The 16567-nt window shown below is 67.2% G+C and carries 17 protein-coding genes and 1 pseudogene; 8 read left to right on the top strand and 10 right to left on the bottom strand.

Annotation, left to right across the window (positions count from 1 at the left end):
* Positions 1-82 precede the first annotated feature (82 nt).
* Both ARC23_RS10870 and ARC23_RS10865 read left to right on the top strand, forming a co-directional pair.
* Positions 83-1876 (top strand): DUF4153 domain-containing protein, encoded by a 1794-nt coding sequence (locus ARC23_RS10870; RefSeq protein WP_057497247.1) that lies wholly within the window; start codon positions 83-85, stop codon positions 1874-1876.
* Positions 1873-2418: a DNA-3-methyladenine glycosylase I gene (locus ARC23_RS10865; protein WP_057497246.1), complete on the top strand. Its 546-nt coding sequence runs from the start codon at positions 1873-1875 to the stop codon at positions 2416-2418. Before ARC23_RS10870 ends, ARC23_RS10865 begins: the two co-directional genes overlap by 4 nt.
* Positions 2419-2485: 67 nt before the next feature.
* Here the strand turns inward: ARC23_RS10865 and ARC23_RS10860 are convergent, their stop codons facing one another.
* Both ARC23_RS10860 and ARC23_RS10855 read right to left on the bottom strand, forming a co-directional pair.
* Positions 2486-3193 (bottom strand): YitT family protein, encoded by a 708-nt coding sequence (locus ARC23_RS10860; protein WP_057497245.1) that lies wholly within the window; start codon positions 3191-3193, stop codon positions 2486-2488.
* 112 nt (positions 3194-3305) lie between these two features.
* A complete protein-coding gene (locus tag ARC23_RS10855) occupies positions 3306-3518 on the bottom strand; it encodes a DUF4287 domain-containing protein (RefSeq protein ID WP_057497244.1) in 213 nt (70 codons plus the stop codon).
* A gap of 93 nt (positions 3519-3611) precedes the next feature.
* On the opposite strand from ARC23_RS10855, the gene ARC23_RS10850 reads away from it, so the two are divergent.
* Positions 3612-4511, top strand: coding sequence for a LysR family transcriptional regulator (locus ARC23_RS10850; RefSeq protein ID WP_057497243.1), 900 nt, complete (start codon positions 3612-3614; stop codon positions 4509-4511).
* Between the two features lie 42 nt (positions 4512-4553).
* On the opposite strand, the gene ARC23_RS10845 is transcribed toward ARC23_RS10850, so the two are convergent.
* The 4 genes from ARC23_RS10845 to ARC23_RS10830 form a co-directional block, all read right to left on the bottom strand.
* Complete coding sequence (locus tag ARC23_RS10845) at positions 4554-5537, bottom strand: aldo/keto reductase (RefSeq protein WP_057497242.1); 984 nt, start codon at positions 5535-5537, stop codon at positions 4554-4556.
* Positions 5538-5648: 111 nt separating this feature from the next.
* Entirely contained in the window at positions 5649-6290 is a 642-nt protein-coding gene (locus ARC23_RS10840; protein WP_152985249.1) for a hypothetical protein, read from the bottom strand.
* 122 nt (positions 6291-6412) lie between these two features.
* Entirely contained in the window at positions 6413-7555 is a 1143-nt protein-coding gene (locus tag ARC23_RS10835) for a PilT/PilU family type 4a pilus ATPase (protein WP_080393071.1), read from the bottom strand.
* Between the two features lie 100 nt (positions 7556-7655).
* Positions 7656-8693: a type IV pilus twitching motility protein PilT gene (locus ARC23_RS10830; protein WP_006422551.1), complete on the bottom strand. Its 1038-nt coding sequence runs from the start codon at positions 8691-8693 to the stop codon at positions 7656-7658.
* A gap of 87 nt (positions 8694-8780) precedes the next feature.
* Between ARC23_RS10830 and ARC23_RS10825 the strand changes: the two genes are divergently transcribed.
* Together ARC23_RS10825 and proC are read left to right on the top strand one after the other, a co-directional pair.
* Entirely contained in the window at positions 8781-9458 is a 678-nt protein-coding gene (locus ARC23_RS10825; RefSeq protein ID WP_057497240.1) for a YggS family pyridoxal phosphate-dependent enzyme, read from the top strand.
* An 18-nt stretch (positions 9459-9476) separates the two neighbouring features.
* Complete coding sequence (gene proC, locus ARC23_RS10820; protein WP_057497239.1) at positions 9477-10298, top strand: pyrroline-5-carboxylate reductase; 822 nt, start codon at positions 9477-9479, stop codon at positions 10296-10298.
* Between the two features lie 60 nt (positions 10299-10358).
* Here the strand turns inward: proC and ARC23_RS10815 are convergent, their stop codons facing one another.
* Entirely contained in the window at positions 10359-11234 is an 876-nt protein-coding gene (locus ARC23_RS10815; protein WP_057497238.1) for a LysR family transcriptional regulator, read from the bottom strand.
* A gap of 71 nt (positions 11235-11305) precedes the next feature.
* Between ARC23_RS10815 and ARC23_RS10810 the strand changes: the two are divergent.
* Positions 11306-11935: pseudogene (locus ARC23_RS10810) on the top strand (short chain dehydrogenase); the annotation flags it as partial.
* Positions 11936-12002: 67 nt separating this feature from the next.
* Here the strand turns inward: ARC23_RS10810 and soxR are convergent.
* A complete protein-coding gene (gene soxR / locus ARC23_RS10805; RefSeq protein ID WP_057497236.1) occupies positions 12003-12437 on the bottom strand; it encodes a redox-sensitive transcriptional activator SoxR in 435 nt (144 codons plus the stop codon).
* Between the two features lie 80 nt (positions 12438-12517).
* Between soxR and ARC23_RS20995 the strand changes: the two genes are divergently transcribed.
* Positions 12518-12661: a hypothetical protein gene (locus tag ARC23_RS20995; RefSeq protein WP_160321656.1), complete on the top strand. Its 144-nt coding sequence runs from the start codon at positions 12518-12520 to the stop codon at positions 12659-12661.
* A 68-nt stretch (positions 12662-12729) separates the two neighbouring features.
* Here the strand turns inward: ARC23_RS20995 and ARC23_RS10795 are convergent, their stop codons facing one another.
* Both ARC23_RS10795 and ARC23_RS10790 read right to left on the bottom strand, forming a co-directional pair.
* Positions 12730-14742 (bottom strand): esterase/lipase family protein, encoded by a 2013-nt coding sequence (locus ARC23_RS10795; RefSeq protein WP_057497234.1) that lies wholly within the window; start codon positions 14740-14742, stop codon positions 12730-12732.
* The gene (locus ARC23_RS10790) at positions 14742-15716 is read right to left on the bottom strand and encodes an Lnb N-terminal periplasmic domain-containing protein (RefSeq protein ID WP_057497233.1); all 975 of its coding nucleotides are present in this window, start codon (positions 15714-15716) and stop codon (positions 14742-14744) included. The genes ARC23_RS10795 and ARC23_RS10790 overlap by 1 nt, the downstream gene beginning before the upstream one ends.
* Positions 15717-15887: 171 nt before the next feature.
* Here ARC23_RS10790 and ARC23_RS10785 point away from each other — a divergent pair, with 171 nt between their 5' ends.
* Positions 15888-16292, top strand: coding sequence for a GFA family protein (locus ARC23_RS10785; RefSeq protein WP_014646209.1), 405 nt, complete (start codon positions 15888-15890; stop codon positions 16290-16292).
* Positions 16293-16567 lie beyond the last annotated feature (275 nt).

The following is a 16567-nucleotide window of genomic DNA, read 5'->3' as shown; positions in this document are numbered from 1 at the left end:
CTACCTGCTGGGGGCGGGATGGTCGCGCGATGGCGCCGAACCGCGATGGGCTAGGATGGTGCTTTGCCACGGAAGGTCATTGATGCAGTCTTCATCGCCCCTGACCCTGCCGGCACGCAGCGCCATCGTCCTGCTTGCCCTACTGCAGGGCCTGATGCTGTATGCCGCGCAGGAGCTGTCCGACGCGTGGCCGTTCCGCGATATCGGCTGGCGCTATTGCTGGTACGCCTGGGTGCTGGCCATTCCGAGCGCGGTGGCGCTGAGCCTGGTCGAGCTGGGCCAGCGCCGACTGTGGCTGCAGGCCGTACTCGGCTCGGCGGTGGTGCTGGCGCTGGCCGCCTGGATCGGCTGGAACCTCAATGGCGAGACCGCACTGGAGTCGGGCACGCTGCAGTTTCCGTTGACCCTGGGCATGGCCGTGGCGGTGTTCGTGGCCCTGCCCTGGTGGCAGTTCCAGCTGCAGCATGGGCACTGGCGCGCCAGCTACCCCGAGTTGTTCGAGCGCGCCTGGCAGAACGGTTTGACCCTGGCCCTGGCGGCGCTGTTCACCGGGCTGACCTGGCTGCTGCTGTGGCTGTGGGCAGCGCTGTTCCAACTGCTGGACGTGAATGTCTTCCGCGACCTGTTCCGGCAGGACGCTTTCATCGCGCTGGCCACTGGCAGCCTGGCCGGGTTCGGCGTGCTGATCGGGCGCACCCAGCACCGCGCGATCCAGATCACCCGCCAGGTGCTGTTCGCGATCTGCCGTGGGCTGCTGCCGCTGCTGTCGTTCATCGCCGTATTGTTCGTGCTGAGCCTGCCGCTTACCGGGCTGGAACCGCTGTGGAAGACCCGTTCCGCCGCCAGCCTTCTGGTGGTGGTGTCACTGCTGCTGGTGACGTTTACCAATGCGGTCTACCAGCAGGGGGAAGACAGTGTTCCCTACCCTCTGGTGCTGCGCAGGCTGGTCGAAGCCAGCCTGCTGACGCTGCCGGTTTACGCCGTGCTGGCACTGTATGCATTGGGCCTGCGCGTGGCGCAGTACGGCTGGACCCTGGATCGCTTCTGGGCGGTACTCGTCGCATTGGCCACGGCCGGCTATGCCGTGGGCTACGCGCTGGCCGTGCTGCGCCGGCAGCGCCGCTGGCTGCAGATGCTGGAGCCGGTCAACCGCTGGATGTGCTGGGTGGTGCTGGCACTGGCACTGCTGGGCAACTCGCCCCTGCTGGACCCGGTGCGGCTGACCCTGTCCAGCCAACTGGAGCGGCTGCGCGCGGACCCGCCGGCGATCACCAGCAGCGACGTCAACGTGCTGCGCTTCGACCTGGGGCGCCGTGGCGTGCAGGCGCTGCGCGAACTGCAGCGCGATCCGGCCATCACCGCCGATGCCAACGCGCCACAGGTGATCGCTGCTGCCCTGGCACGCACCTCACGCTGGGACGACGGCCACCGCCTCGACAAGGGGCCGCAGGACGTCGCCGCCCTGCAGCGCGCGCTGAAGCTGGCCAAGGGATCCAGTTCGCCACCGGACGACTGGTGGAAAGCTCTGGCCACCCGATCGATCAATGGCGAGTCCTGCGCCCAGAGCGAGCGCGACTGCCTGATCGTGCATCGCGACCTGGACGGCGATGGTACCGGCGAGGTGCTGCTGTGCGAGCTGAACACCCACCGTGGACCGGACTGCGTGCTGTACGCACGTGGCAAGGATTCCCAGTGGCGCCGGGCCGGTGCGCTGTTCGGCACCGTCAGCGGCCAGGCCGAGACGATCAACCACGCCCTGCGTGACGGCAAACTCACTCTCGTGCCAGCGCGCTGGCCGATGCTGTCCATCGGCGGGCACCCTGCGGTGGCCATCGATCCCGAATCCGAATCCGAATCCAACGAGCCTTCCCCATGAGCGGCTACTGCCTCATCGCCCCGGGCCACCCGGTGCACGATTTCTACCACGCCAACGAGTACGGCTTCCCGCAGCGCGAAGAGCGTGAACTGTTCGAGCGGCTGGTACTGGAAATCAACCAGGCCGGGCTGAGCTGGGAAACGATCCTGAAGAAGCGCGAGGGCTTCCGCGCGGCCTACGACGGCTTCAATGTGGACCGCGTGGCCGCATATGCCGAGCAGGACATCGAACGCCTGCTGTCGGACGCGGGCATCATCCGCAACCGCCTGAAGGTACTGGCGGCGATCCACAACGCACAGGTGATCCAGCAGCTGCGGGCCAGCCATGGCAGCTTCGCGGCGTGGCTGGATGCGCACCACCCACGCAGCAAGGCCGACTGGGTGAAGCTTTTCAAGAAGACGTTCCGCTTCACCGGCGGCGAGATCACCGGCGAATTCCTGATGAGCCTGGGCTACCTGCCAGGGGCGCACGCCGAGGATTGCCCGGTGCATGCGCGGCTGCTGACACTGTCGCCGCCCTGGTTGCAGGCCGCAGCCCGCTGACGCATCTCCGCCGGGCATGGCCCGGCATCATCACGCGTGGGTTCCGGCGGGGCCGGCCGTCGAATCGTCATACGCCCATGTAACGGCCGGGGCGGTGGTTGAACATCAGCACCAGGCTGAGCACCACCGCGCCGATGGCCGAATACAGCACTTTCGACGGCGACAATACGAAGAACGCAGCCACCATCAGGCAGGCGTCGTAGGACATCTGCACCTTGCCCGCGCTCCAGCCACGGGTGCGTTGCAGGTAAACCGCCAGGATGCCGATGCCGCCGAGGCTGGCGCGGTGGCGGATGAAGAACAGGATGCCCAGGCCGGACAGCGCGCCACCGACGATTGCCGAATACAGCGGGTGGATGTGCGAGAAGTCGATCCAGCGCGGCAGCAGGTCGGTCAGCACGCCGCAGGCGGTGACCGCGGCAAAGGTCTTCAGGGTGAATTCCCAGCCCATGCGCCGCACCGCCACCCAGTAGAACGGCAGGTTGACCAGCACGAATACCACGCCGAAGTTCCAGCCCAGCGCGTAATGCAGCAGGAAGGCCATGCCGGCCATACCGCCGATCATCAGCCCGCTCTTGGCGAAGATGGCCAGCCCCAGCGAGGCCACCATCGTGGCCAGCACCATGCCCTGCACGTCCTCGGCGATCGAGTGACGCAGCGCTCTCTCATCGGCGGTCGTGCCGGCACTGTCCGGCGGAGGGGTCAGCGGACCGGCGGTGACCAGGTGGCCGTCAGCGTCGTCGCACGGCGCGGGGCCATGGGAAGGAAGGGACATGCGGGTGGGGGAACAGCAGGTGGGGAGCGGTATTAGACACGATCTGGATGACAGTTGCAGATGAAATCGTTCAGCTGAATACGCCCCACCCCCCACGCGCTCCGGGACCCGGTCAACCTTGTCCGGCCAGATGATGCGCCACCAGCGCGTTGGCGTGGCCATGGCCCAGTCCGTGCTCGCTCTTCAGCAAGCCGACCAGCTCCATGTGCTTGAGTCCCTTCTGTTTCGACAGCAGGCCGAACCAATGTGCCACCGGCTGGCCGTAGGTCTTCTCGATGGAGGGGAAATACGAGGCCGGGCCTTTCGGCTTGGTGTCAGTGCCCACGCGGAAGCTCCTTCTGTTGGATGTACCGGTACGACGAACCCGGGAGCCGGAAATCGACGGATCCGTTCAATCCGGGAGCCGTATCATCCCCTCATGCCCCGCGAAAACCTCAACGACCTGCAGGCCTTCGTCCACGTTGCCCGCGAGGGCAGCTTCACCAAGGCCGCCGCGCAGCTGGGCGTCTCCCAGTCCGCGCTCAGCCATGCCATGCGCGGGCTGGAACAGCGCCTGGGCGTGCGCCTGCTGACCCGTACCACCCGCAGCGTGTCCACCACCGAAGCTGGCGCCCGCCTGCTCGAGACCCTCGCTCCGCGCCTGGCCGAGATCGAGGATGGGCTGGCCGCACTGGCCGAGTACCGCGAACGTCCAGCCGGCACCATCCGCATCAACGCCACCGGCCATGCCGCCGAGTACCTTGCCTGGCCGCGGCTGGCGCCGTTGTTGCAGCGTTATCCGGACCTCAAGGTGGAACTGACCACCGACTACGGCCTGGCCGACATCGTCGCCGAGCGCTACGACATCGGCATCCGTCTCGGCGAGCGGCTGGCGCGCGACATGATCGCGGTGCCGATCAGCCCGCCGCTGCGCATGCGCGTGGTCGGCGCGCCCAGCTACTTCCGTCGGAACGCGGCGCCACGGCATCCGCACGAGCTGGCCGACCACAACTGCGTCACCCTGCGCCTGCCCACGCACGGCGGTCTGATGCCGTGGGATTTCGGCAAGCACGGCAACGAACTGAGCGTGCGCGTAAGTGGCCAGTGGATCTTCAACAGCATGGGCATGACCCGCACCGCGGCACTGGCCGGCAGCGGCCTGGCCTGGCTGCCGGAAGACCAGGTGCAGCCGATGCTGGACGATGGGCGACTGCAGTCGGTGCTGGACGACTGGTGCCCGCACTTCGATGGCTACTACGCGTATTACCCGTCGCGCCGCCACGTCACCGTGGCGATGCGGACGGTGCTGGATGCGCTGCGTGGGCCGATGAAGGGGTGAGGGTCAAGGAGTGCGGACCAACGGTCCGCACCCACCTGGTGATCAACCCTTGGCCTGTGCCGCACGCTGCGCGTTGTAGCGCTCGCCAACGATCGACACTTCGTCCAGCGCCTGCGCGATGCGTTGCAGTTCTTCCGGCGCCAGCTGCAGGTCGGCCGCGCCCAGGTTTTCTTCCAGGCGATGAACCTTGGTGGTGCCCGGGATCGGCACGATCCACGGCGCCTGCGCGAGCAGCCAGGCCAGGGCCACCTGCGCCGGCGTCGCACCGCGCGCTGCCGCGATCGTGCTGATGCGATCCACCAGCGCCTGGTTGGCGCGGCGCGCCTCCACTTGGAAACGCGGCACGCTGTTGCGGAAGTCGTTGGCGTCGAAGGTCGTATCGGCGTTGATTGCACCGGTCAGGAAGCCACGGCCGAGCGGGCTGAACGGCACGAAGCCGATGCCCAGTTCCTGCAGCGTCGGCAGCAGCTCGCGCTCCGGTTCGCGCCACCACAGCGAGTACTCACTTTGCACGGCGGCGACCGGCTGCACCGCATGCGCGCGACGCACGGTGGCGGCGCTGGCCTCGGACAGCCCGAAGTGCCCGACCTTGCCCTCGGCGATCAGGTCGCGCACGGTGCCGGCCACATCTTCGATCGGCACGTTCGGGTCGACGCGGTGCTGGTAGAACAGGTCGATATGGTCGGTACGCAGGCGCTTGAGGCTGGCTTCAGCCACGGCACGGATGTTCTCCGGACGGCTGTCGAGGCCGTCATCGGTGCGCGCGTCCTTGAAACCGAACTTGGTGGCGATCACCAGCCTGTCGCGGTAAGGCGCCAGCGCCTGGCCAAGCAGCTCTTCATTGGTATACGGGCCGTACACCTCGGCGGTATCGAAGAAGGTCACGCCGCGCTCGACGGCGGCCTCCAGCAGGGCGATGCCTTGGCTCTGCTCGACCGGCTGGCCGTAGGCATGGGTCAGGCCCATGCAGCCCAGGCCGAGGGCGGAAACCTTCAGGCCGCTTCGGCCAAGTTCACGTGTCTGCATCGTCGTGCTCCAGAGGGGAAGTACTGACGATACGCCTGTCGTGGGGCTGGAGTGAGCCAGCCCGGCCGCAGTCGGTCATGACTGGAATTCATCAATCGCCTGCGGTGCCCGTCATTCCATGCCCTGCAGGGTGTCAGTGCAACCCGCCAGTTCCACCATCATCCTGCCGGTGTTGCGGAACGCCGGATCCCGCGGCACCCATCGCGCGAACCAACGCTGCTCGCCGTCCACCACGGACTCGAACATCCACGTTGAGCCATCAAGCCCGGCGCTCGCGTCTTCGCCCTGCAACAGCGCAAACGCGGCGGCGATGGCCTTCCATTCCTGCGCACTCAGCGCGCGCGGTGCAGCGCACGTGCCGCCCTTGATGACGGTGGATGGACGCCCGGGCGACGATCCGGGAATCTCGAAATCGCGCACACTGCGGCCGACGATCCAAGCTTGACCCGCCGCGTTGCGCTGTGCGCGAACGACCACGCCCGGGAAGAATGCAGGATCCCAGACAAAGCGATATGCCTGTGCCGGCACGCTGCCACAGCGGAACGACGGCTCCGGCAAGCCATCGAGATCCCGCAACCGGGCATCATAGATCCTCCTCGCTGACCCGGTGAAATCGATGAACGGTGGCAAGTCTCCGCCGCGCTTCGCCGCAGGCGGTGGCAGCAGATACCAGGCATGTGCCTGCGGATCGTCGCAGCCCTCGGCCGGGGCAGCCGGTTCGGGGGTACGGGCACAGCCGGCCTGCAGCAGCACGGCGATGGCCAGTATCACGCTCGCAGTCGCACGCATGCAGGCCTCCCTGGCAGGTTCACGCCGGCGTGCATCCGGCGCTGCGGTCATCCCGGAGCAGGGGGCGCCCGCAGGCGCCCGTCCGGTCACCGGATCTCGGAAATCTCCACGCCATCCAGCCCCTGCGACAGGGTGCGCGCGTCGCCGCCCTGGCTGAGCTTGATGCGCAGGCGCACCTCGTTCTGCGAGTCGGCGTAGCGCAGTGCATCCTCGTAGCTGATCTCGCCGGCCTGGTACAGCTCGAACAGGCTCTGGTCGAAGGTCTTCATGCCCAGCTGGACCGAGTCCTTCATCACTTCCTTCAGCTTGTGGATCTCGCCGTCGCGGATGTAGTCCTGCACCAGCGGCGTGCCCAGCAGGATCTCCATCGCCACCTTGCGCGAGCGGCCATCGGGCGAAGGCACCAGCTGCTGCGCGACCACGCCCTTGAGGTTCAGCGACAGGTCCATCAGCAACTGGTTGCGGCGGTCTTCCGGGAAGAAGTTGATGATGCGGTCCATCGCCTGGTTGGCGTTGTTGGCATGCAGCGTGCACAGCACCAGATGGCCGGTTTCAGCGAAGGCGATGGCATGATCCATGCCCTCGCGTGTGCGCACCTCGCCGATCATGATCACGTCCGGCGCCTGGCGCAGGGTGTTCTTCAACGCCGCTTCCCAGCTGTCGGTATCGATGCCGACTTCGCGCTGGGTGATGATGCAGCCTTCGTGCTTGTGCACGAATTCGATCGGGTCTTCAATGGTGATGATATGGCCGGTCGAATTATGGTTGCGGTAGCCGATCATCGCCGCCAGCGACGTCGATTTACCGGTACCGGTGGCACCGACGAACAGGATGATGCCGCGCTTGGTCATCGCCAGCGTCTTGATGATCGGCGGCAGGCTCAGCTCTTCCACGGTCGGGATGCGCGTCTCGATGCGACGCAGCACCATGCCCACCTGGTTGCGCTGGTAGAAGCAGCTGACACGGAAGCGGCCGACACCGGACAGGCCGATGGCGAAGTTGCATTCGTGGGTCTTCTCGAATTCCTCGCGCTGCGCCGGGGTCATCACATTGAGGACCAGGTCGCGGCTCTGCTGCGGCGTCAGTGGCGTCTGCGTGATCGGCGAGATCTTGCCGTTGACCTTCATCGCCGGCGGCATGCCTGCGGTGATGAACAGGTCCGAGGCGCGCTGGTGCGCCATCAGCTTGAGGAATGAAGTGAAATCGATGGTGGTCGCGGTGCTGTTCACGGCGGGCTCCCAGAAGGGCGTGTACCAGGAAACGGTCGGTGGAGGAAACAACACGGTGGCGGCCGCGGCATGGCGCGCACCGCCCCGTCGCTGCCCCGCCTTACTCGAACAGGCGCTTGTCCTTGGCGTAGTCGCGGGCCTGGTTGCGGGTGATCAGGCTGCGCTTGACCAGGTCCTGCAGGTGCTGGTCCAGGGTCATCATGCCGTACTGCTGGCCGGTCTGGATGGCCGAATACATCTGCGCCACCTTGTCCTCGCGGATCAGGTTGCGGATGGCCGGGGTGCCCACCATGATTTCCCACGCTGCGGTACGACCGCCGCCGACCTTCTTCAGCAGCGCCTGCGAAATCACCGCGCGCAGCGACTCGGACAGCATCGAGCGCACCATCGGCTTTTCGCCGGCCGGGAACACGTCGATGATGCGGTCGATGGTCTTGGCCGCCGAGCTGGTGTGCAGGGTGCCGAACACCAGGTGGCCGGTTTCCGCGGCGGTCAGCGCCAGGCGGATGGTTTCCAGGTCGCGAAGTTCGCCGACCAGGATGATGTCCGGGTCCTCGCGCAGTGCCGAGCGCAGCGCTTCGTTGAAGCCATGCGTATCGCGGTGCACTTCGCGCTGGTTGATCAGGCATTTCTGCGAGGTGTGCACGAATTCGATCGGATCCTCGACGGTGAGGATGTGGCCGTATTCGTTCTTGTTGATGTAGTCGATCATCGCCGCCAGCGTGGTCGACTTGCCCGAGCCGGTCGGACCAGTCACAAGGATCAGGCCCTGCGGCTGCTGGATCACTTCGCGGAACAGCGGCGGGCAGGCCAGGTCCTCGAGGGTGAGCACCTCGGACGGAATGGTACGGAACACCGCACCGGCACCGCGGTTCTGGTTGAACGCGTTCACACGGAAGCGCGCCAGCGACGGGATCTCGAAGGAGAAGTCCACTTCGAGGAATTCCTCGTAATCGCGGCGCTGCTTGTCGGACATGATGTCGTACACCAGCGCATGGACCTGCTTGTGGTCCAGGGCCGGAATGTTGATCCGGCGCACGTCGCCGTCCACGCGGATCATCGGCGGCAGGCCTGCGGACAGGTGCAGGTCGGACGCTTTGTTCTTTACGGAAAACGCCAGCAGTTCGGCGATATCCATGAGCGGCTACTCCCCAATAACGGCTTCGACTGGAAGGATCTTTCCCCGGGCGGCAGTATAGCCTCCTGATTCAACGGAACGCGTCACGTGGCCACTCCCCTGCCCCAGATCCTGAGCAACCTGCATGCCGCCGCCGAGGCGGCCGGCCGGCCTGATCCGCGCCTGCTGGCCGTGTCCAAGACCCAACCGGCCGAGGCCGTGGCCGCGCTGGCCGCGCAGGGCCAGCAGGCCTTCGGCGAAAACTATGTGCAGGAAGCGCTGGCCAAGATGCAGGCGCTGCAGCACCTGGCGCTGGAGTGGCACCTGATCGGGCACCTGCAGTCGAACAAGGCCGATGCCGTGGCCAGCCATTTCGACTGGGTACAGAGCGTGGACCGGCCCAAGCTGGTGACCGCGCTGGCGCGCCATCGCCCGGCCGCACGCGGCCCGCTGAACGTGCTGATCCAGGTCAACATCGACGACGAATCCAGCAAGCACGGCTGTGCGCCGGAGGCTGTCGAGGCATTGGCCGCCGCGATTGCCGCTGAGCCCAACCTGCGCCTGCGTGGCCTGATGGCGATTCCCGCGCCATGGCCCGAGGCCGAGCGTCGCCGCGATGCATTCGTGCGCATGCGCACACTTTTCCAGGCGCTGGCCGCCCGGCACGCGCAGGTCGATACGCTGTCGATGGGCATGAGCAGCGACTACGCCGACGCCATCGCCGAGGGCGCCACCCTGGTGCGCATCGGCACCGCCCTGTTCGGCGCCCGCCCGCGCCCGGCCTGACATTCGAAGGAGACCTCCATGGCAACTGATTCCATCACCTTCATCGGCGGCGGCAACATGGCCCGCAGCCTGATCGCCGGCCTGATCCGCCAGGGCGTGCCGTCCACGCACATCCATGTGGCCGAACCGGTTGCCGCGCTGCGCGAGTCGCTGGCGGCGGACTTCGGCGTGCAGGTGCATGACAACGCAACCGAGGCCGCCGCACAGGGCGGCACCTGGCTGCTGGCGGTCAAGCCGCAGGTGCTGCGCGAGGTCTGCCAGTCGCTGCAGGCGCTGGCCCAGGCGAACCGGCCGCTGGTGGTGTCGATTGCCGCCGGCATCACCAGCGCGCAACTGGAGCGCTGGCTGGGTGGCAATCTGCCGGTGGTGCGTGCAATGCCGAACACGCCCGCCCTGCTCGGCGCCGGCGTGACCGGCCTGTACGCCACGCCGTCGGTGGATGCGCAGCAGCACGCGCAGGCCGAACAGGTGCTGGCCAGTGCCGGGCGCACGGTGTGGATCGACAGCGAAGCGCTGATGGATTCGGTCACCGCGGTCTCCGGCAGCGGACCGGCCTATGTGTTCCTGCTGGCCGAAGCGATGGAAGCGGCGGGTATCGCCCAGGGCCTGCCGGCCGACGCCGCGCGCACGCTGGTGGTGCAGACCCTGCTGGGCGCCTCGCGCATGCTGGATGAGGCCGGCGAAAGCCCGGCCGAGCTTCGCCGCCGCGTGACCTCGCCCAACGGCACCACCCAGGCCGCGATCGAGCGCTTCCAGGCCGGGGGGTTCGAAGCGCTGGTGGACACCGCACTGCGCGCCGCGCAGGTGCGTGGGCAGGAACTGTCTGCGGCGAATGATTGATCCCCTGGGGTCAGATCCCTTTGCCGAGGCAAAGGGATCTGACCCCATCTACCCCGCTGATCATTGCCCCAACGTGGTCATGACGAAATCGACGAAGCACTGCAACCGCGGCCGCGGGCGGCGGTCGGGCAGGTAGATCAGGTGCATCGGCCGCGGTTCGGGCAGGTAGTCGCGCAGCAGCGGCTTCAACCGCCCCGCCGCGATCTCGCCAGCCAGCAACGCCGTCGGCTGCAACACCAGACCCGCCCCGGCCACTGCGGCTTCGCGCAGCGCGAACCCGTCGTTGCAGGTCAGGCGCGCCTCCCAGTCCACCTGTTCGCCATTGGCCAGCTGCCAACCATGGCCACCGCGCCAGGCCAGGTGGCTCAGGCAGTCATGCCCGGCCAGATCTGCCGGCGTACGCGGCGTACCACGCCTTCGCAGGTACGACGGTGCCGCGCACAGGCTCATCGCATACGGCGGCAGCGGCCGCGCCACCACCTCCTGCGATGGCAGCGGCCCGACCCGTATCGCCACATCGAAGCCGTCCTCGATCAGATCCACACGGCGGTTGCTCAGATCCAGTTCGATGTTCAACTGCGGCTGCGCGCGCAGCAGGCCGGCCAACTGCGGCGCCAGCACGCAGCTGCCCCAGGTGGTGGGTGCGCTGACCCGCAGCAGCCCGCGCGGTTGAACCTGCAGGCCGGCCACGTCGGCCTCGGCCTGCTGCACCTGCTCCAGCACCTGCCGGCACCCGGCCAGGTAGGTACTGCCGGCTTCGGTCAGGCGCTGGCGACGGGTGTTCCGTTGCAGCAACGCGGTGCCCAGGTGCGCCTCCAGCTGCTGGATGTACTTGCCGACCATCACCGCCGACACCTGCAGCTGTTCGGCAGCCCCTGCAAAGCTGCCGCGCTCGGCGACCGCGACGAAGGCCTGCATGCAGCGAAGGGTGTCCATTACTAATCCAGGGTTAGGAATCTGCGAATCATACGCCGCTTACCAAACCCCACTGTGACGGCGCAGACTGCGCTCACTCCCTCACGCAAGGAACGGCCATGAAGATCCTCCTCGTCGGTGCCAGTGGCACCCTCGGCCAGGCAGTCGCCCGACAGCTCAGCCAACAGCACCAGATCCTCGCTGCCGGCCGCCACAGCGGCGAGCTGCGTGTGGACCTGACCGATGACGCCAGCGTCGCCGAACTGTTCGCGCGGACCGGCCCGGTCGATGCGGTGATCTCCACCACCGGCTCGGTGCATTTCGGCCCGTTGCAGCAGATGACGCCAGCACAGTTCAACACCGGCCTGCAGGACAAGCTGCTGGGGCAGGTGCGGCTGGCACTGGCCGCCCAGCACCACCTCAACGCCGGTGGCTCGATCACCCTGACCAGCGGCATCATCAGCGCCCAACCGATCCGCGACGGCGTCAACGCCACCGCAGTGAATGCGGCGCTGGAAGGCTTCGTGCGCGCCGCCGCACTGGAGCTGCTGCCGCGCGGCCTGCGCATCAACGTGGTCAGCCCGAACGTGCTGATCGAATCGATGGCCGCCTATGGCCCCTATTTCCCCGGCTTCGAAGCGGTCAGCGCGCAGCGCGCGGCGCTGGCCTTCCAGCGCGCGGTGGAAGGCATCCAGAGCGGAGAGACCCTCACGGTCTGGTAAGAAAAACGGGACGGAGGGGATTAAGTCGTTTGTGCACTTGCGACTTAATCCCCTCCGTCCCCTTTTTTCATTCCCAGCGCATCGGGCCGTCACCGCCTTCGCCGAGGATGTCCTCGGGGTTGGCCAGGCGGCAGCGCTTCAGCGACAGGCAACCGCAGCCGATGCAGCCGGTCAGTTCATCGCGCAGCAGCTGCAGCATGTGGATGCGCTCTTCCAGTTCGGTGCGCCAGCGAGCAGACAGCTTGGCCCAGTCGGCCTTGGTGGGTGTCCGTCCCTCCGGCAGGCTCTCGAACGCCCGCGCGACCGCCTCCAGCGGCATGCCCACCCGTTGCGCCACACGGATCACCGCCAGCCGGCGCAGCACGTCGCGGTTGTAGCGGCGCTGGTTGCCGGCGGTGCGCAGGCTGCTGATCAGGCCCTTGCGCTCGTAGAAGTGCAACGCGGAAATGGCCACGCCACTGCGCTGGGAAACCTCTCCCACGCTCAATTCCTGGGATGCCATGCCTTGACCTCAACTACGGTTGAGGTGTCATGCTGCAATCTTCGCCGCTCGTTGACAAGCGCGGCCCGCGCCCGCCTGGCATGAACACAACACTTGCGCCCGCCGACACGCACCCGCCGGCCGCCGCCTCGATCCTGTCCACCCGCTACCGCGCCACCACCCTCGGCATGGCAGTGCTGGCTGCGGGGATCGCGCGGCGGGTGCAGGCAGCCGCGTTGCGGTAGTGCCGGCCGCTGGCCGGCAACCTCCGCAGGCGCTGGAATCCCGTGATGGTGCCGGCCAGCGGCCGGCACTACCGGGTCCCTGCCCCCACGTCATCGATATCCCGGTGCAGGATGCGGCGCACTTCCAGCACCGCCTGCGGCGTCTCCTGCACGCTGTGCCCGGAGATGATCACCTTCTCCGACAGCGCGCCCGGCAGGTGCGCACTCCAGTACGGCACCAGCCCATCGTCGGACTTCTGCACCGGAAGTTCCGGTTTGCGCTGGGCGATGATCGAGTGGTACTTCAGGCCCGCCTCGATCGGCAGCTGTGCGGCGGCTTTCACGAACGGATCGCTGGCCTTGAGGTTGTCGATGCTGTTGGGGATCTTCGGCTTGGCGGTGCCATCGACCTGCTGCTCAGCCTGTGCCAGCGCCATGAATACGTCCTCGAACTTGCCGAGTATGGTCAGCGGCAGGCGTACCAGGCGCCCGATCAGGCGCCCGACCTTGTTGCCGGCGATATCCGTGCCCTGGTGCGGCGCGGCGATGAAGATCGCGCGTTCCACGTTCGGCTGCGCCTTGAAGTGCAGCAGTGGCCCCAGCTTGGCCTGCACCCGCTTCAGGCGTTCGCCCTTCAGGTCGTAGTTGGCCAGCAGGTCATCCCACAGCACATCACCCGAGTCGCTCACCAGCAGGCGCGCGAGCACGCCGCCCATGCTGTGGCCGATGTAGACCATGTCCTTCGACGCACGCGTGCTGCCGTTGGGGTCGAAGTGCTTGAGCGTGTCATTGAACGCGTTGGCGATCTCATAGCGGTTCAGCGCGATCGGTGCGTTGGTCGGGTAGTAGACCTGCCACACCTGGAACTGCTGGCGCAGCTCGGCGTCGCCCATGATCTCGTTGGCCAGGTTCACCCAGGCTTCCGGGCTGCTGGCCAGGCCATGCAGCATGAAGATGATGCGGCGGTTCGGATCCCACGGCTGCATCAGGTAGATATGTGGTTCGCCGATGCCCTCGCTCATGCCGAACAGGGTGCGCAGCGACTGCCGGGCGAAGCCACTCTGCGCCAGCCACAGGCCATAGGCGGCGGTGAAGTTGCCGGCCAGCGGCACCTGCTCGCCATGCAGGGTGATGCGCTCGGTGGCTTCGGGCGAGTAAGCGTCCAACTCGACCCGGCGCGTGCGCATCACATCGTCCAGGTTGCTGCCCTCGAAGCGCAGCAGCGCGGTGACGTTGATCGAGGACATCTCGCTGAACTCGGGTACCGAATCATCATGCCGATGGCGGCGGCGACGACCCTCGTCATCGGCATCATCCGCCGCCGTTTCCGCCTTGGGCCCCTCCGCCGGCGCAACCAGCTTCGGCGGGTCCATCACCATCACCAGTTCGGCGCCGAAGCCATCGCGGCGATAGGTGCTGCGCAGGCCGACGAAGCTGACCGTGCCGGCCGGCACCAGCTGCGCCGGGATGCTCTTCAGGTTCAACTGCTGGTAGTTGGAGGCCAGCGACCAGCTGCCGACCGAGATCGGCTTCGTGTAGTCCTCGCCCGCCAATGCTGCGGCACGCGCGCGCACGAACAGCACCACCGCCGCTTTTTCAGCCGCGTAGTTGTAGTAGTCGCGCACCTGCGTCTGCCGGTCCTCGAAGGCGCGGTCGGACGGCGAGCGCCCGCTGTAGAACAGGTACGCATACGCGTAGCGCGCGGCCTCCAGCCAGGCGTCCAGCGCCTCGTCGCTCATCGGTGGATCGCCGGCAGCGGTCTTCTTCGGCGTCAGTGCGAGCGCGGCCTTCACCCACAGCTCGGACAGCGCCGACAGGCGCTGCTCGACGTTGAGGCCATCGGTCATCAGCAGCGTGCTGCGGCAGACCAGGAAGTCTTTTTCGCACTGCGACTCGTCCAGGCCTGCCGCGCTGAGCGTCTCGCGCGCGGCCGGGCTGAGCTTGCCGGTATTGAGCACATCGGCACGCTTGTTGACCAGCGAATCGCTGGATTTGACCTGCTTGACGGTGACCATCGCGCAACCGCTGCTGCCCAGCAGCAGGAAGGCGGCGAACAACACCGGCAGCAGGCGCTGCCAGCGGAACGGGAAGAGTGGGGTCATTACTGCGGGTCCTGCTCGGTGCCAGGCACGCCCTGGCGGATCACGGTGGAGAAATGCGCGCCGTCGCCCAAGTCCAGCGCACGCTGGGTGATGCGACCCTTGTCGTGCAGCTCGGCGTACGGCACACCTGGGGTCAAGGCCCCCACCTCCTGCGCGTACTCGGCCAGATAGCCGGACAGCAGCAGGCGGTAGTCCAGCGGCAGGCGCGGCGCGATGTGGCGGGCCAGGTCGAAGACGATGGTGGTGCAGTTGCTGGTCAGCGTGTTGTAGAAGCCCGGCTTCGCATCCAGCTCGCGCGCCTGCGCGATGTAGGCCGCGAACAGTTCCTTCAGTTGCGCGCGGTCCATGCCATGCAGGCGGTACAGGTAAACATCCTCGCCACGCGCGTTGGTGCGGGTGCGGATGATGTCGGTCTCCTCCGAGGCGACCAGGGTCATCTCGAATTTGCGGAAGAAGCCGCCCAGCGCCGAGAACGATTCACCCCGTTCCTTGCGGATCTCCAGCGAGAACACCACATGGCGGCCATCGTCGAAGCCGAACGAGATGAGGGTGTGGGCAATGGCCGGGCCCATCCAGTACGACAGCACCAGGTCGGCCGAGCGCAGCTGGTCCAGATCGTACGTGCGGCGCACCCACCGCGCGTCGTAGTCGGTCTCGCTGCGCCAGGTGAAGTCACGCACGTTGTCCAGCACCACATGGCGGCCATCGAAAGACACCACGTGCAGGCGCTGGGCAACGTCGTCGGCCCATACCCGGTCCTGGCGCGGGGTGAGCAGCAACCACCACAGGCCGGCCAGTGCCAGCGAAGCGCCGAACGCCAGGCCCAGCCGACGGTTGCTGCGACCTCGTGCAACCCGCCACGACGCCCGCAGCGCAACCAGCAGCCACAGCACCGCAATGCCATTGGCCAGCCAGCCCGGCCCGGGCATCTGATAGGCCAGCAGGCCGGTCACCCACAACGCTGCCAGCGCCATGGCACTTCCTGTCATCCAACGTCCTGCGGCTCTCACTGGCATCCTGTCGCGGTCCCGAAGCCGCATAGTTAGCCACAAGCGGGTTCACCGTGGCATCTACGGCCCGTTCAGGCACGCCGGCGCACCGTCTGCGACGGCCCCCGCGGCCAGATAGATCAAACAGGAGCAATGATGGGCATCACTTCCGTGGCCGGCGTTCCGGTCCAACCCCAGCACCGCGCAACCTGCCACTGCGGCACGGTCGAGCTGCTGCTGGACCTGCCGGACGGCATCGTCGATCCCCGCCGCTGCGACTGCTCGATGTGCCGGCGCCGTGGCGCCATCGCCGCCAGCGTCCCCCGCCAGGGCCTGCAGGTGGTGCGCGGGCAGCATCACCTGCAGAAGTACCAGTTCAACACCCATGTCGCCGAACACTACTTCTGCGGGGTGTGCGGCATCTACACCCATCACCGGCGGCGCTCCAACCCCGACCAGTACGGCTACAACGTGGCGTGCCTGGAAGGCATCGACCCGTTCGCGCTGGGGGTGATCCCGGTCAGCGATGGGGTCAACCACCCATCAGACCGCACCGGCTAGTGGCGGGTGCGCCGCAGCGGCGCGGCGATCTTCTGCCAGGGTGCCATGCCGCTGCGCCCGGCCCGCGCCGGGCGTTTCAGCCAGGGCCGGCGTGACGGTGCCTGTGGCGCGTCCTCGACCGGGGGAGGAAGGGGTCTACGGCCGGGCCAGAGATGGTCGAGCAGCCACATGGCGGGTCTCCGTGGGGGACGGGGACAATCAAGACTAGGCCCGGGTAGGCATAGGCGGCGTGAGCGGGACACGACAACGGGATGACGGCGCAGGCCGGTGATGTG

The sequence above is a fragment of the Stenotrophomonas beteli genome, assembly GCF_001431665.1.
Lineage (GTDB): Bacteria > Pseudomonadota > Gammaproteobacteria > Xanthomonadales > Xanthomonadaceae > Stenotrophomonas > Stenotrophomonas beteli.
The sequence above is the reverse complement of the archived record's forward strand: the minus strand, read 5'-3'. Positions and strand labels throughout refer to the sequence as shown.

What these genes read in the sequence shown, in the direction of transcription:
- ARC23_RS10870 (WP_057497247.1), top strand. Translation starts at nt 83, where the DNA reads ATGCAGTCTTCATCGCCCCTGACCCTGCCGGCACGCAGCGCCATCGTC.
- ARC23_RS10865 (WP_057497246.1), top strand. Translation starts at nt 1,873, where the DNA reads ATGAGCGGCTACTGCCTCATCGCCCCGGGCCACCCGGTGCACGATTTC.
- ARC23_RS10860 (WP_057497245.1), bottom strand. Translation starts at nt 3,193, where the DNA reads ATGTCCCTTCCTTCCCATGGCCCCGCGCCGTGCGACGACGCTGACGGC.
- ARC23_RS10850 (WP_057497243.1), top strand. Translation starts at nt 3,612, where the DNA reads ATGCCCCGCGAAAACCTCAACGACCTGCAGGCCTTCGTCCACGTTGCC.
- ARC23_RS10845 (WP_057497242.1), bottom strand. Translation starts at nt 5,537, where the DNA reads ATGCAGACACGTGAACTTGGCCGAAGCGGCCTGAAGGTTTCCGCCCTC.
- ARC23_RS10830 (WP_006422551.1), bottom strand. Translation starts at nt 8,693, where the DNA reads ATGGATATCGCCGAACTGCTGGCGTTTTCCGTAAAGAACAAAGCGTCC.
- proC (WP_057497239.1), top strand. Translation starts at nt 9,477, where the DNA reads ATGGCAACTGATTCCATCACCTTCATCGGCGGCGGCAACATGGCCCGC.
- ARC23_RS10815 (WP_057497238.1), bottom strand. Translation starts at nt 11,234, where the DNA reads ATGGACACCCTTCGCTGCATGCAGGCCTTCGTCGCGGTCGCCGAGCGC.
- soxR (WP_057497236.1), bottom strand. Translation starts at nt 12,437, where the DNA reads ATGGCATCCCAGGAATTGAGCGTGGGAGAGGTTTCCCAGCGCAGTGGC.
- ARC23_RS20995 (WP_160321656.1), top strand. Translation starts at nt 12,518, where the DNA reads ATGAACACAACACTTGCGCCCGCCGACACGCACCCGCCGGCCGCCGCC.
- ARC23_RS10795 (WP_057497234.1), bottom strand. Translation starts at nt 14,742, where the DNA reads ATGACCCCACTCTTCCCGTTCCGCTGGCAGCGCCTGCTGCCGGTGTTG.
- ARC23_RS10790 (WP_057497233.1), bottom strand. Translation starts at nt 15,716, where the DNA reads ATGGCGCTGGCAGCGTTGTGGGTGACCGGCCTGCTGGCCTATCAGATG.
- ARC23_RS10785 (WP_014646209.1), top strand. Translation starts at nt 15,888, where the DNA reads ATGGGCATCACTTCCGTGGCCGGCGTTCCGGTCCAACCCCAGCACCGC.